The sequence below is a fragment of the Methylobacterium amylolyticum genome, assembly GCF_030700245.1.
GTDB lineage: Bacteria > Pseudomonadota > Alphaproteobacteria > Rhizobiales > Beijerinckiaceae > Methylobacterium.
This window is the reverse complement of record NZ_JAUYZI010000017.1, coordinates 44,546-56,768: the sequence shown is the minus strand read 5'-3', so window position 1 is coordinate 56,768 and position 12,223 is coordinate 44,546. Positions and strand designations below refer to the sequence as shown.

Genomic DNA, 12,223 nt, shown 5'->3' with positions numbered 1-12,223 from the left:
GCCATGACCGACACCCTCGACATCCTCCTGAACCGTCTCAAGGCGCGCCAGCGCGACCTCATCCTCGAAGCCGCCCGGGTCGACGCCCTGCCGGCCCACAGCACCATCCGCCAGATCGCCGAACTGGAGAACGCCATCGCCGCCGTCGAGGCGGTGACGGCGGAGGAGGCGGAGCGGGAGCGCGCCGGGCGGCCCGCGGCCTGACGGGCCGGGCCAGCGTCGTTCCGGGATACCGGCGCGCCGTTCGGGCCGTCCCCTGAACATCCCCAGGATCTTTCCAACGCGAAACCGAGGCGTCGGCAGTCATGCCGCATGGCGCTGCGGACCTGTTCCCCGCAAAGAGCGCGCGTTCTACTCCGGCCCCGGCCCGACACGATGGACTACACCCTGCGGATCGCCCGGCGCCGGCCGCGAGGGGGCATGGATACGAGCCTCGACCGGTTCGACGCGCCCTCGGTCAAGGCGGCCGTCGCGCACGCGACCGAGCTGACCGCGCGCTTCCTCGGCGGCCATCCCGGCGTGGCGGTCCTGACCAGCGCCGTGCGCGGCATCGTCTGGTCGTCGCGCCACCATCTCCCCGCCCCGCCGTCCGGACTGGAGCGGCTCCGCTGACGCGCGGGCCGGCCGGTACGCGCCCCGCTCCGATCGGGAAGACCTGTCAGGCGATCCGGGACGCCGGCCCCGCCAGCCGCTCGGCCTCGACCTTCCACGCGTCGCGCTCGGCCTCCAGCGCCCCGATCCGGGCGTGCAGGTGCCCCGCGTCGATCGCCGTCTCCATCAGCATGTCCTGGGCGGAGGCGAGCTGCTCGCGCAGTTCGGCGTTCTCGGTCGCCAGCGCGAGGAGCAGGGCAGATACGTCATCGGTCATCCGTGCGGCTGCGCCTGTCCCCTGAGACACGGTCCGTAGCCCGGACGGGGCGCGGCCTCAACGCTTTTCAGGCGGCGCCGCGCCCGCCGGCCGCGCGCCGACTCCGCCGCCCGCTTTAATCCCGCCTGCCGCGTGCGGAGCATCACGTCACGGCCGGACATGAGCGCCCATATTAAGGTCACGCAAGAGGAGACAGGCCGAACGACCCGGACTGTACTGCGAAGGAGTGAGGACCAGACCATGAAGACCCGTATCGCCGCCGTCGTCACCGCCCTCGTCCTCGGTGTCGCCCCGATCTCGTCCGCCATGGCCTTCACCGGTCCCGCCTGGACGGGCTACGGCCCCTACGACGTCGAGACCACCGGCTCGTTCGGTGCTCCGTTCGGCGGGCTGTCCGACCGCAACCCGGCGACCTGCCCGATGAGCTCGGCCGCCGAGGGCAACGCCCGCCAGCAGAACTTCCCGGTCAAGCAGTACGGCCAGACCGCCGGCGGCAACCGCTGCTGAGGCGAGCACCGTGAAGCTGAAAAGCCTCTCCTACGCGATGATCGCCGCCCTGGCGGTCGGGGTCGCGGTCGCGGCGGTCGGCTCGGCCGGCGTGCTGCTGGGGCCGTAGCGGCGGCCCGGCGGGAACCGGGCCGCTTTCCCATCCGAGACGCCGCCCCGGCCCCGCGCCGCGGCGGCGTCCGGCGCGTGCGGGATCGCCGCCGCGGGACTCAGTACCCGCCGTGGAACCGGCGCGGGCCGTCGTAGCCGCCGGGGCCCCGCTCGGGGCCGTAGCCGTGATCGGGCCGCCCGCCGTATGGACCGCGCGGGCCGCCCCAGCCGTAGCCCCAGCCCCGCGCGTTCGGCCGGCAATGGCCCCAGGGATTGGGGTGGAAGCCGGGGCCGCAGCCGCCCGCGACGCGCTCGACGCGGGCGCCCGCCGGGGCCGGGCCGGGGCCGAACGGGGCGGCGCTCGCCGCCGTGGCCGCAAATCCCGCCGCGATCACCGCGGCCGCGCCGAACACCGTGATGCGCACCATGACACGATCTCCTCAGGTCCCGCGGCCCGCTGCGCCGGACCGATGCGGGGAGGATGCGGCCGGCGCGCTGAACCGGTGCTGAGGGCGCCCTTCAGCCGATCGACGGGCGCGGGGTGCCCCGGCCTCGCTGTCGAGCCGGCCTCGCGCCAGATCGGCCTCACTCCAGGCTGGTGGCGACGATCACGCAGCCGCCGCCCGCGGTCGGCAGCAGCAATTCCCGCGTGCCGTCGGCGGCGGCGAGCAGCGGCAGGTCCAGAAGGGCGGCGGCCGTGGTGCCGGACTTGACCAGCTCGGCCTGGATCGCGCCGCAGGAGCGGGCCGTCGGGTAGACCTGGACGACGGTGCCGCCGCACCGGCTCGCCCCGTCCGGCGCGGCGGTGAGGATCGCCGCCCCGTTCGGCGCGAGCGCGTTCTCGTAGCGCAGCGCCAGGATGGACTGGAAGGTGCCGCGATCCGGCTCCCGCGTGTTCCAGATCGAGAGGGCGGCGTGCTGGGCGTCGATCACCCGCCGCGACTGGGCGACGACGCTGCCCATGCAGGTCCCGATCCCCGCCTTGCGCGCGTGGATGACGGGCTCGAAGGCGTTCACGGCGGCGCCGGCCTCGGCCGTCGGGGCCCGGGGCGCCGGCGGGACCGCCGGGCGCACGGCCTCGGCGCGCTCCGCCGCGACGGGCACCGCCGCGACGGCTGGCGCCGGGACTTGCAGGGCAGGAGCTTGGACGGCTGGCACTTGGACGACAGGGGCTTGGACGGCCGGGATCTGGGCGACCGAGACCTCGGTGGCCGGGGAGTGGGCGGCAGGCGTCTGGGCGGCAGGGATCTGGATGGCCGGGATCTGGGCGGCCGAACCCGTCACGGCGCGCGCCGGCAGGGACTGCCAGGGCGCGAAGCCCCCGACGAGACCGCCGACGAGGCTGGCGAGCACGCCGTACCCGATCAGCCCGGCGAGGGTTCCCGGAGCGGGCATCGGGCCCCGGCCGGGACGGGAGTCGTGCATCGTTCGATCCTCCGATGGAGCCGGCGCCACCGCCGGGCCTCCCGGGCCCGGAACCGGGCGTCGGCCGCCTGGACAGGCGGGGTGGTGCGTCAGAACTCGATCCCGGCGCCGCCGGACACGACGTGGTCGATGCCCCCGCCGTTCGAGTAGCTGCCGAAGATCATCGTCGGCATGTTGGTGTCGAGCCGGTGGGCCATGGTGAAGCCGGCGCCGTACTCGCCCTTGTAGGCCGAGGCCTTGGCGGTCAGCGTCGTCTTGCCCGGAGCGGACGGCATCAGGGTCGGCGCCGTGGCCGCCGCGGCGGCGATCCCGCGGCGCGCCTCGCGCTGCGCCGTGAGGATCTGCCCGTTCAGGGCGGCCACGGTCTTGAAGAGCTGCGAGCCGTTGACGGCATCCGTCGAGGTGGGGGTGACCGCGCCGTCGGCGACGTTGGTGATCTGGCGGTAGGGGGTGGCGCTGCCCGGGCCGCCGCCGACCGACACCACGGCGCTCGCCTCGGCGGTGTTGGTCATGGCGGTGCGGCCGATCACGAAGCCGGCCCAGCCGCCGTTGGCGGCGCCCGCGACGGAATTGGCGCCCAGCGCCACCGAGCCGGGCGCGACGGCGCGGCTGCTCGCGCCGAGCGCCACGCCCTCGGCGGCCAGCACGCTCGCCCCCGCGCCGATCGCCGCGCCAAGGGGTGCCGAGACCGTCGTCCCGACGCCGACCGCCACCGCGTAGTCGGCCGTCGCGGTGGCGTTGTAGCCGATCGCCGTGTCGAAGCCGTAGCCCGTCGCCCGCGCGCCGACCACCGTCGCCCCGGGGCCGCCGGCCAGGGCCTCCGTGCCGTAGGCGCTCGACGCCGTCCCCGTCGCCGTGGCCCCCCGGCCGCCCGCGGTCGCGGCCACCGACAGGGCCCGCGCCCCCTGGCCGAGCGCCGTGGCGTCGTCGGCGAGCGCCGCCGCGTTCTGGCCGAGCGCCGTGCTGTTCCGGCCGGCGGCGTAGGCGCTCTGGCCGTAGGCGCTGCTGTAGGCGCCGGCCGCGGCGGCGGCCTGCCCGCCGGCGGTGGCGGCGACGCTGACCGCCCGGGCCTGCGCGCCGGTGGCGGTGGCGAACAGCGCGACCGCCTCGGCCTGCGCGCCGAGCGCGCTCGAATAGGCGCCCGCGGCCACGGCGGATTGTCCGAACGCGCTGCTCGCGTCGCCGGCGGCCTGGGCGGCGGTGCCGGTGGCGGTCGCGTTGGCGCCGGACGCGCGGGCGGCCTGCCCGAGCGCCGTGCCGTTGGTCCCGCTCGCCGCCGCGCCCTGGCCGGCGGCGGTCGCGTTGGCGCCGGAGGCGAGCGCGCCCTGGCCGAGCGCGCTGCCGTTCGTGCCGGTGGCGGCCGCACCCTGCCCGAGGGCGGTCGCGCTGGACGCGGAGGCCAGCGCGCCCTGGCCCAGCGCGCTCGCGTTCGCCCCGGAGGCGAGGGCGTTCTGGCCCAGCGCGCTCGCGTTGGTCCCCGAGGCGACGGCGAGTTGCCCCAGGGCGCTGGCGTTCACGCCGGAGGCGGTGGCCGCCTGCCCGAGCGCGAGGGTGTTGGCGGCGGTGGCGGTGGCCCCCTGGCCGACCGCGCTCGCGTTGGGTCCGGACGCGACCGAGAGCTGCCCCAGCGCGCTGGCATTCGCCCCGGAGGCGGTGGCCGCCTGACCGACCGCGCTCGCGTTGATCCCCGACGCGACCGAGAGCTGCCCCAGCGCGCTGCTGTTGACGCCGGTGGCCGCGGCGGCCTGCCCCACGGCGCTGGCGTTGGCGGCCGAGGCCACCGAGAGCTGCCCGAGGGCGGTGCTGTTCGGGCCGGTCGCGGACGCGGCCTGCCCGAGCGCGCTCGCGTTGGCGCCGGAGGCCACCGCGCTCTGCCCGACGGCGCTGGCGTTGATCCCCGAGGCGGCGGAGGCGGCGCCGAGCGCCGTGGCGTTCACCGCATTGGCCGCGGCGTTCGCGCCGAACGCGCTGGCGCCCGCCTGGGTCGCGGCGGCCGCGGTGCCCATCGCGGTCGAGGTGCCGGTCGTCGCCACCGCGCCGTTGCCGATGGCGACCGCGTTCACGTCGCCGGTCGTGGCCTTGAGGACGGCGCCGGCGCCCGAGAGGACGCCGCCGCCGAGCGAGATGCCGAGGTCCGTCCCGCCGACCGTGACGTTGGCGATCCGGGCCGGGTCGACGACGTCGAGGCCGGTCGTGCGGGTGGTGCCGAGGACGCTCAGGTTCTGGGTCACGCCGAGGTTGTCGCGGAACACCGAGTTCCCGGTGATGTCGGCGCCCCCGGCCTGGACCGTGACGGTGCCGGTGAAGGTCTGCTCGCACGAGGGCAGGGCCGCCTGCCGCGCCCGGATGTCGAGCGCGGTGAGGGCGTTGCCGAGCCCGGCGCTCTGCGCGACGATGCCGAGGGCGTTGGCGGCCGCGGTGCCGCCCGCGACGATGAGGTCGTCCCCGGCCGTGCCGGTTTGTCCGTTCTTCAGCGCGGTGCCGGCCGCGACCAGGGACAGGCCCTGGGCGCCCAGCGCGGTCCCCGAGGCCGCGAGGCCGGTGATCTGTCCGTTCACGCCGGTGCGCGCCGTGTTGATCGCGTGGTTCTCGAGCTGCTGCGCGCAGGTCGCCCGGGCGGTGTCCGTCGTCTGGCTCGCGCCCGGGGTGACCGGGGTCGGCGCCGTCACGACCACCGGCGCGACCTGCGCCCGGACCGCCTGCGGCCCGAGATGGGCCAGGACGACCGTCGTCGAGATGCCCGCCGTCAGGAGGCGCCGGATGCGTCCGTCGCGGGATCGCCTGTTCACGCCGGACATGCACGGACCCGTTCGAAGTGCCACCCGTGATTGAGTAGATCTGTTAAGGTTAACGGGCGGTGTCGGGCGGGGGGTGTTGGACGGACGCGTCGTGGCGGCCCCGGCGCCCGGACCGGCATCCCGCCCCGCACGGAACGGGGCGAGCGCCCGGAGCCCGGGCGCCGCGCGGGAGGGCGCGCGCGGCGCTGGCGGTCGGCGCCCCGGCGCGTTAGGGCCGGACCGGCCCCGGCCGATCCCCGCCCTCCCGCCCGAGCGCGACACGCATGCCCAGCGCCCCCGGACCCGCCGAGCTGACGCTGCGCGCCGTCGCGCTCGGCGGCGCGATCACGCTGCTGTTCACCGCCGCCAACGTCTATCTCGGCCTCAAGGTCGGCCTCACCTTCGCGACCTCGATCCCGGCCGCGGTGATCTCCATGGCGGTGCTGCGCCGCCTGCCCGGTGCCACGGTGCTGGAGAACAACATCGTCCAGACGATCGCCTCCGCCGCGGGCACGCTGGCCGCCATCATCTTCGTGCTGCCGGGGCTGGTGATGATCGGCTGGTGGCACGGCTTCCCGTGGCTCACCACCGCCGGGATCACCGCCACCGGCGGGATCCTGGGCGTGATGTTCTCGGTGCCCCTGCGCCGCGCCCTCGTGGTGGACACGGACCTGCCCTATCCCGAGGGCCACGCCGCGGCGGAGGTGCTGGCGCTCGGCTCGGGCAGCCGGGCGGGCGAGGCGGACAGCGCGCGGGGCCTGCGCATCCTCGTGTGGAACGGCCTCGCCTCGGCCGGCTTCGCGGCGCTGGCGCAGACCCGGATCGTGCTCGACAGCGCCGCGCTCTGGTTCCGGGTCGGCGGGGGCGCCACGGGGATCTCCGGCAACCTGTCCTTCGCGCTGCTCGGCGTCGGCCACCTCGTCGGCCCCTCGGTCGGGGCGGCGATGGCGCTCGGGCTCGCGATCGCGTGGGCCGGGCTGGTGCCGCTGCTCTCCGCGGCGCAGCCCCGGCCGGAGCTCGGCGCCGAGGCCTGGGCCGGGGCGGTGTTCTCGGGCGACGTGCGCTTCTTCGGCGCCGGGGTGATCGGCGTCGCGGCCCTGTGGACGCTGGGGCGGATCGCGGGGCCCGTGCTCGGCGGGATCCGCTCGGCGCTCGCGGCGGGGCGGGCGCGCCGGGCCGGCGCGGCGCTGGCGGTGGAGGAGCGCGACCTGCCGCTCGGCGCGGTGGTCGGCGTCTCCCTCGCGATGCTCGCGCCGATCGCGTGGCTGCTGTGGAGCGTGATCGCCGGCACCGGGCTGGAGCGCCACGGCGTCGCGCTCGTGATCGGCGCGCTGCTGTTCGTGCTGGTGATCGGGCTGATCGTGGCGGCGGTGACCGGCTACATGGCCGGGCTGATCGGCTCGTCCAACTCGCCGGTGTCGGGCATCGGCATCCTGTCGGTGCTGGCGAGCGCGGCGCTGCTCGTCGGCCTGTTCGGCCGCGGGGTGGAGGCGGGCACCGCCCAGGCGCTGGTGGCCTACGCGCTGATCGTGACCGGGATCGTGTTCGGCGTCGCCACCATCGCCAACGACAACATGCAGGACCTCAAGACCGGGCAGCTCGTCGGCGCGACCCCGTGGAAGCAGCAGGCGGCGCTGGTGATCGGCGTGCTGTTCGGCTCGGCCATCGTGCCACCGGTGCTCGACGTGCTGGGCAGCGGGCTCGGCTTCGTCGGCGCCCCCGGGGCGGGCCCGAACGCGCTCGCCGCGCCGCAGGCGGGGCTGATCTCGGCGCTCGCCCGGGGCGTCGTCTCGGGGGAGGCCAACTGGCGGATGCTGGGCTGGGGGGCGGGGGCGGCGCTCGCGCTGATCGCGCTGGACGAGACCCTCGGCCGGCTCGGGCGGCTGCGCCTGCCGCCGCTCGGCGTCGCGCTCGGGATCTACCTTCCGATGAAGGCGGTGCTGCCGGTGGTGGCCGGCGCGCTGGTCGGCACGCTCTACGCCCGCTGGGCCCGCCGCCGGGCCGATCCCGAGCGGGCCCTGCGGATGGGCACGCTCACCGCCACCGGCCTGATCGTCGGCGAGAGCCTGTGGGGCGTCGCCTTCGCGGTGATCGTCTACCTCACCGGCTCCGACGCGCCGCTCGCGCTGGCGGGCGACGGCGTCCGGGGGCCCGCGCTGATCGGCGGCCTGGTGCTGTTCGCGGGGCTGGCCGCCGCCCTCTACGGCGCCGCGCGCCGCGCCGCGGCGTGAGGGACGCGGCGCGGCCGGTCTCAGCCGCCGGTCAAGGCGAGGAGGGTCAGCGCCCCGGCCAGGAACAGGGCGGAGGAGGCGAGCACGGCGAAGCCTTCGCGGTGCCGGAGGACGAGGGCGTGGGGGAGAGCGAGCATGGCGGCCGGTATCGGGTGCGGTCCAGCCAGGTTCGCGCCCGAACCTTGATGGTTTGGGGGCAAGCGGCGTCATCCACAGCGGGATTGCGCCCCCTGTCGCGACGGGGCCACACACGGGCCGTCCGGGCCCGGTTCGCGCGGGCGACGGCGCGCCCGGACCTCCCCCGGGGCCAGCCTGCGCACCGGCTCCGGCGGGAGCGCACCCGTCGGGCCGATCCGCGGCGCCGCCCGCAACGGGCGCCGGTCCGGCGGCGTCGTTCCCGGACGGGCCGCGGCGGCGAGCGTGGATTTCGCGGGGGCGCGGGGGCTTTGCGGGCGCCGCGGGACAGCCGGGCCCGGAACGAACGATCGGGTCGACGGATCCGACGGCAGCGCCGGATGCATGGGAGGGGCCATGCATCCGTCACCGTCGCCGGGCCCGACGCCCGATCTGTCCTTCAGCGTGCCGCAGCCGGTCCGGCGGCGGCCCGTTTCGGTGAAGGCCGGTTGTACATTCAGCTCTTCACAACCGCGTTGGTGCAATCCCGGAGACCGTCTGTCGTCTCATTCCGCGCACCCGCTATCCCGTTCCGCGCACGGAGTGCAGAATTTCCGCGCGGCGCCCCCGAACATGGCGGGAACGGCGCGCGATCCCCCGGACGCGGACGATCTTTCGGCATGATCGGTGTCACGACGCGCGCGCCCGATTCGGGTGTGCTGGACCCGCGGCGCTCGCGCGAGATGAGCCGGGTCGAGGCGGTCTGTCGCGGGAAGAGGGTGGTGGGCCCGGCAGAAGTGAAACCTGCCGAGGAAGATCAGCCACTTAGATCGCAGGTGCGGGATAAGGGTGCCCGCTGATGCGATTGAGTAATTTTCAGCGTCGCCCGCACCCAAAAGAGGGCAGGGGAGGGGATCTCTCCCCGGATTACGGGGTGTCTGGGGTTGGAGGCTTGGGTTTGCGGGAGGGGGCGGGGGAGGCGTGGGGCTACCCCTTCAGCCGGACGCCCTTCCCTCCGGTTCGCATGTCGCCCGGTTCCATGAAGACGACGCCGGCCGCTTCGAAGGCCTCTTGGATGGCGCGGAGGGTGCTGCCTCGCGTGTCGCGCACCGCGGCCTCGACATTCTTGATCGTCGCCAGTGAAGCCCCCGAGCGCTCGGCAAGCTCCTTCTGCGTCCAGTTCAGCAGCCCGCGGGCCGCCCGCATCTGAGCGGCGTCGATCATGGCCGTTTCGTACACGGCCTGAGGCCTACGGGCGAGCAAATTAGCCTCAAAAGCTAAGTCAGCGTTGACGCCTCATTCGTTAGCCTTTAGAGCTAACAAGGTCAACCGGAGAGCCACGATGCCCCAGCGCGAGCCCCTGATCGAAAGCGTGTTTTCGAAGTTCTTGGGCCATCGAGCCCGCAAGCTCGAAGCAGATGGGCTGGCCGAGATCATTCCGACCGGGAGCTTCATGGGCATCGCACCCGTCCACGAAGACGGGTCGGTCGATTACGACCCACGCAAGCCGCTGGCGCTGTTCGCCATCAAGATCGTGTCCGAGACCGGACGCGCCCGCTGGGCGGCCGACTGCCGCGAGTGGGACGCCTTGCGCGCCGAAGCGAGGGCCGCCTGATGGTCGCCGGCCCCCATCCGCGAGGCCTCGGTCCCTACGGCATCGGCCTTGCCGGCTTGGCCGCCGCCGCGGGGATGATGCTCGCCCATCCGTCCGCGGGCATCGCGCGTCGGGCTGACGACGACCCCTATCAGCGATCGTGTCCTCGGTGGACGTGCCGTAGGCCTCGCGGACCGGCTGCATGCGGCGGCCAGTCTCGTGGAAGCTGGTCCCGAGCGTGTAGGCGAGGTGCCGGCGATCGAGGATCACCGCGTGCGCCAAGAAGGCGTCGATCAGGCGCTCGGCGCCCGACACCTGCGCGGCGGCCAGGGATCCGAACGTCGGCCGGATCGCGGCGAAGAACGCCTTGCGGTCGAGGTTGGCGAAGGCGCCCGCGCGGGAGGGCGCGGCCGATGCGGCTGCGGTCATAGGGGATCCGGGGTGGGAGGGGGGGCTACCGGAAGGCGGTGACGCGCCAGCTCACGGTCTGCGCGACGGGGATCAGCGCCGACGACGTGAAGCCGATCAGCACCGGTTGTTCGCCGAGACGTAGGCCCAGGCGATATTGACGCCGTTGGGAAGAGCCGCGACTGGCTGGGCGTTGATGTCTTCCCCGGCAGCGAGGACATCGCCTGGGGTGACAGGCGCGACCGTCAACGTCATCGCCTGCGTGGCGCCGAGGTTGATGGCAAAGGCCGTCGTGGTCGTGCCGGTAAATTTGACGTGGCGCCCTGCGAGCGCCAGCACGTCTGCCCGGGTCATCAGGTCCGTGGCGGCAGCCGCTGCCTTGCCGGCAAACTTGCGGGCCATGGCTCAGCCCGTGATGACCGCGCGGTAGGCGCCGGCCGCCGGGGCAGTCGCGAAGGTGAAGGCCACGGCGCTCGTGCTGGACCGAACCGTGTCGGTCTCCACGGTCTCCCCCGTGCTCGCGAGGTAGAGCTGCGCCGTCACGTCCAGCGTGCCGAGGTTGTGCGAGACCGTGATCGTGGTCGAAGACCCGTCGCCGACGTTGGTCGCGAACTTGCGGGCCACCACCGCGGTGTCGATCGCGAACTGCGTGCCGGTCAGGGTGAGGCCCGTGCCGGCCGTGTAGGCGATGCCGGCCCCGAACTTGGCGAAGACGATGGCAGTCGTGCCGACCGTGATCGGGTCGTCGGTGGTGACGGTGTAGGCCGTGTCCGCGTTGACCGTACCTTCATCCACGTAGAAGGCGGCGCCCGCGTTCAGGTTGCCGGTCGTGCCATCAGTCGCCCGCGTGAGCGGAGACGAGGCACCGTTCCAGACATAGATGCCGTTCTCGGATCCAGTCGTCTGGTTCTTCAGCAGGACGCGGTTGCCGACCGCCAGCGTCACGCCATCAATGGACGCGCCGGGTGCCGAGACGCTGATGTTGCCGGTAGAAGCCGCTCGGGCGGCTCCGTGCCAGGATAGCCCCGCCAACGCGCTCTGAAGCTGCGCGAGGTTGACGGCATCTGTCGGCTGAGAGCCCGTGCCGAGGTTCTGGATGCGCTGGTTCTGAAGGTCGAGACCGTTGCCGATTTTCCGGGTCATGGGCTCATCCGAGGTAGAGGGTGCCGGTGAAGGGCTGAGCGAAGGTCAGGGTCGTGAGGCCCGGTGCGTGCGCGACATCGGTATCGACTTCAGCGCCATCCGAACTGACGACTGTCGTGCTCGGCGCGTAGGGGAGGCCATGGTTGATGGCGAAGCTGGCGGCCCCGGCCAGGGGATAGGGTGCGAGGATCGGTCTGAGCGCCGGCCGCTTCGCGAACTCGCCCCTAAGGTAGGCGAGCGCGTCGGCCATGCTGGCCGGAGTGAACATGCCGTCAAGGCTGGTCACGTCCTGCCATAGGACCGTCTGAGCACCCCGGCCTGCGATGGTGTCGATCTGGATCCGATCGGTCCAAGTCTCGTGCACGTGCGCGATCAGCGAGCCCGCGGGGAACTCACCGTTCTCCATGATGACGAGCGTGCCCGTCGCGGCGTGAAACCCGATCGGCTTCGGCATGGGGGCTACACCGCGAAGTCCAGCGGCGTGATCTCGGGAGAGAACTGCATCAGCGTGCCCCCGGTGGTCGCCATGATGTAGATCTGAGCGCCCTGGTCCACGAAACGGGGGCGGCACTGGACGAAGAAGGTTTCCGAGCCGGTCTGCGCCTCGCCAGCATCGGTGGTGAGCACGATGGGCTCTGGCCCGAAGTCGAAGGCGGGATCGTCGCCTGGGCGCACCGCGAACCGCAGGCCGCCCGCCTGCTGGTCCGGCACCACCGTGAAGGTGAACTTCATCAGCAGGGCATCGCCGCGGGCGCGGGCGCGCAAGAGGCCGGCGGCATTGTCCCAGAACGCGAAGCCCTCGAACGGACCGGACGGCAGGTTGAAGTTCGCCGGAGAGGGGGTGAGGTTGCGGATCAGGCGCATCCACACCCCGGCCGGCAGCGCGAGGGGCGTCCCGGCGTCGTTGTCGGTGTAATCGACCGTGCCGAAGCGCTTGGCGTAGCCGGGAATCCCCTGGAGGCCTTGTGGCCCCGGAGGCCCCTGTTGCCCCTGAACCATCACGGACGCCACCACGGGCCGTCCTAGCGCAGCCACGGACACCTGTGGGCGCTGACGTGCGGTGACG

14 protein-coding genes are annotated in these 12,223 nt (G+C 74.0%); 5 read left to right on the top strand and 9 right to left on the bottom strand.

The features are described 5' to 3' along the window. Positions 1–3: 3 nt before the first annotated feature. Both Q8W71_RS13945 and Q8W71_RS13940 read left to right on the top strand, forming a co-directional pair. On the top strand, positions 4–204 hold the full coding sequence (locus tag Q8W71_RS13945) for a hypothetical protein (protein ID WP_305525983.1): 201 nt from the start codon (positions 4–6) through the stop codon (positions 202–204). 171 nt (positions 205–375) lie between these two features. Further along, a complete protein-coding gene (locus Q8W71_RS13940) occupies positions 376–612 on the top strand; it encodes a hypothetical protein (RefSeq protein WP_305525982.1) in 237 nt (78 codons plus the stop codon). 46 nt (positions 613–658) lie between these two features. Here Q8W71_RS13940 and Q8W71_RS13935 read toward each other — a convergent pair whose 3' ends face one another. Then, positions 659–868: a hypothetical protein gene (locus tag Q8W71_RS13935; RefSeq protein ID WP_305525981.1), complete on the bottom strand. Its 210-nt coding sequence runs from the start codon at positions 866–868 to the stop codon at positions 659–661. A gap of 240 nt (positions 869–1,108) precedes the next feature. Here Q8W71_RS13935 and Q8W71_RS13930 point away from each other — a divergent pair, with 240 nt between their 5' ends. After that, entirely contained in the window at positions 1,109–1,375 is a 267-nt protein-coding gene (locus tag Q8W71_RS13930; RefSeq protein ID WP_305525980.1) for a hypothetical protein, read from the top strand. A gap of 209 nt (positions 1,376–1,584) precedes the next feature. Here the strand turns inward: Q8W71_RS13930 and Q8W71_RS13925 are convergent, their stop codons facing one another. The 3 genes from Q8W71_RS13925 to Q8W71_RS13915 form a co-directional block, all read right to left on the bottom strand. Then, the gene (locus Q8W71_RS13925; RefSeq protein ID WP_305525979.1) at positions 1,585–1,893 is read right to left on the bottom strand and encodes a GCG_CRPN prefix-to-repeats domain-containing protein; all 309 of its coding nucleotides are present in this window, start codon (positions 1,891–1,893) and stop codon (positions 1,585–1,587) included. Positions 1,894–2,050: 157 nt separating this feature from the next. Beyond that, positions 2,051–2,890, bottom strand: a complete 840-nt coding sequence (locus tag Q8W71_RS13920; protein ID WP_305525978.1) for a hypothetical protein — start codon at positions 2,888–2,890, stop codon at positions 2,051–2,053. Between the two features lie 89 nt (positions 2,891–2,979). Next, positions 2,980–5,679, bottom strand: a complete 2,700-nt coding sequence (locus Q8W71_RS13915; RefSeq protein ID WP_305525977.1) for a YadA family autotransporter adhesin — start codon at positions 5,677–5,679, stop codon at positions 2,980–2,982. A gap of 272 nt (positions 5,680–5,951) precedes the next feature. Here Q8W71_RS13915 and Q8W71_RS13910 point away from each other — a divergent pair, with 272 nt between their 5' ends. Next, positions 5,952–7,898, top strand: a complete 1,947-nt coding sequence (locus Q8W71_RS13910; protein WP_305525976.1) for an OPT family oligopeptide transporter — start codon at positions 5,952–5,954, stop codon at positions 7,896–7,898. A gap of 1,101 nt (positions 7,899–8,999) precedes the next feature. Here the strand turns inward: Q8W71_RS13910 and Q8W71_RS13905 are convergent. Continuing rightward, positions 9,000–9,236 (bottom strand): helix-turn-helix domain-containing protein, encoded by a 237-nt coding sequence (locus Q8W71_RS13905; RefSeq protein WP_305525975.1) that lies wholly within the window; start codon positions 9,234–9,236, stop codon positions 9,000–9,002. A 118-nt stretch (positions 9,237–9,354) separates the two neighbouring features. Here Q8W71_RS13905 and Q8W71_RS13900 point away from each other — a divergent pair, with 118 nt between their 5' ends. Continuing rightward, positions 9,355–9,627 carry a hypothetical protein gene (locus tag Q8W71_RS13900; protein ID WP_305525974.1) on the top strand — a complete coding sequence of 91 codons (273 nt, stop codon included), beginning with the start codon at positions 9,355–9,357 and terminating at the stop codon, positions 9,625–9,627. 504 nt (positions 9,628–10,131) lie between these two features. Here Q8W71_RS13900 and Q8W71_RS13895 read toward each other — a convergent pair. The 4 genes from Q8W71_RS13895 to Q8W71_RS13880 are packed head-to-tail and all read right to left on the bottom strand — an operon-like array spanning position 10,132 to position 12,168. After that, a complete protein-coding gene (locus Q8W71_RS13895; RefSeq protein ID WP_305525973.1) occupies positions 10,132–10,416 on the bottom strand; it encodes a hypothetical protein in 285 nt (94 codons plus the stop codon). 3 nt (positions 10,417–10,419) lie between these two features. Beyond that, complete coding sequence (locus Q8W71_RS13890; protein WP_305525972.1) at positions 10,420–11,157, bottom strand: hypothetical protein; 738 nt, start codon at positions 11,155–11,157, stop codon at positions 10,420–10,422. Positions 11,158–11,161: 4 nt separating this feature from the next. Next, complete coding sequence (locus tag Q8W71_RS13885) at positions 11,162–11,611, bottom strand: hypothetical protein (RefSeq protein ID WP_305525971.1); 450 nt, start codon at positions 11,609–11,611, stop codon at positions 11,162–11,164. A 5-nt stretch (positions 11,612–11,616) separates the two neighbouring features. Next, on the bottom strand, positions 11,617–12,168 hold the full coding sequence (locus Q8W71_RS13880; protein ID WP_305525970.1) for a hypothetical protein: 552 nt from the start codon (positions 12,166–12,168) through the stop codon (positions 11,617–11,619). Positions 12,169–12,223 lie beyond the last annotated feature (55 nt).

Excerpts from the sequence above, each read along its gene's own strand:
- Q8W71_RS13945 (WP_305525983.1), top strand. The coding sequence starts at position 4 with ATGACCGACACCCTCGACATCCTCCTGAACCGTCTCAAGGCGCGCCAG.
- Q8W71_RS13940 (WP_305525982.1), top strand. The coding sequence starts at position 376 with ATGGACTACACCCTGCGGATCGCCCGGCGCCGGCCGCGAGGGGGCATG.
- Q8W71_RS13935 (WP_305525981.1), bottom strand. The coding sequence starts at position 868 with ATGACCGATGACGTATCTGCCCTGCTCCTCGCGCTGGCGACCGAGAAC.
- Q8W71_RS13930 (WP_305525980.1), top strand. The coding sequence starts at position 1,109 with ATGAAGACCCGTATCGCCGCCGTCGTCACCGCCCTCGTCCTCGGTGTC.
- Q8W71_RS13925 (WP_305525979.1), bottom strand. The coding sequence starts at position 1,893 with ATGGTGCGCATCACGGTGTTCGGCGCGGCCGCGGTGATCGCGGCGGGA.
- Q8W71_RS13920 (WP_305525978.1), bottom strand. The coding sequence starts at position 2,890 with ATGCACGACTCCCGTCCCGGCCGGGGCCCGATGCCCGCTCCGGGAACC.
- Q8W71_RS13910 (WP_305525976.1), top strand. The coding sequence starts at position 5,952 with ATGCCCAGCGCCCCCGGACCCGCCGAGCTGACGCTGCGCGCCGTCGCG.
- Q8W71_RS13905 (WP_305525975.1), bottom strand. The coding sequence starts at position 9,236 with ATGATCGACGCCGCTCAGATGCGGGCGGCCCGCGGGCTGCTGAACTGG.
- Q8W71_RS13900 (WP_305525974.1), top strand. The coding sequence starts at position 9,355 with ATGCCCCAGCGCGAGCCCCTGATCGAAAGCGTGTTTTCGAAGTTCTTG.
- Q8W71_RS13895 (WP_305525973.1), bottom strand. The coding sequence starts at position 10,416 with ATGGCCCGCAAGTTTGCCGGCAAGGCAGCGGCTGCCGCCACGGACCTG.
- Q8W71_RS13890 (WP_305525972.1), bottom strand. The coding sequence starts at position 11,157 with ATGACCCGGAAAATCGGCAACGGTCTCGACCTTCAGAACCAGCGCATC.
- Q8W71_RS13885 (WP_305525971.1), bottom strand. The coding sequence starts at position 11,611 with ATGCCGAAGCCGATCGGGTTTCACGCCGCGACGGGCACGCTCGTCATC.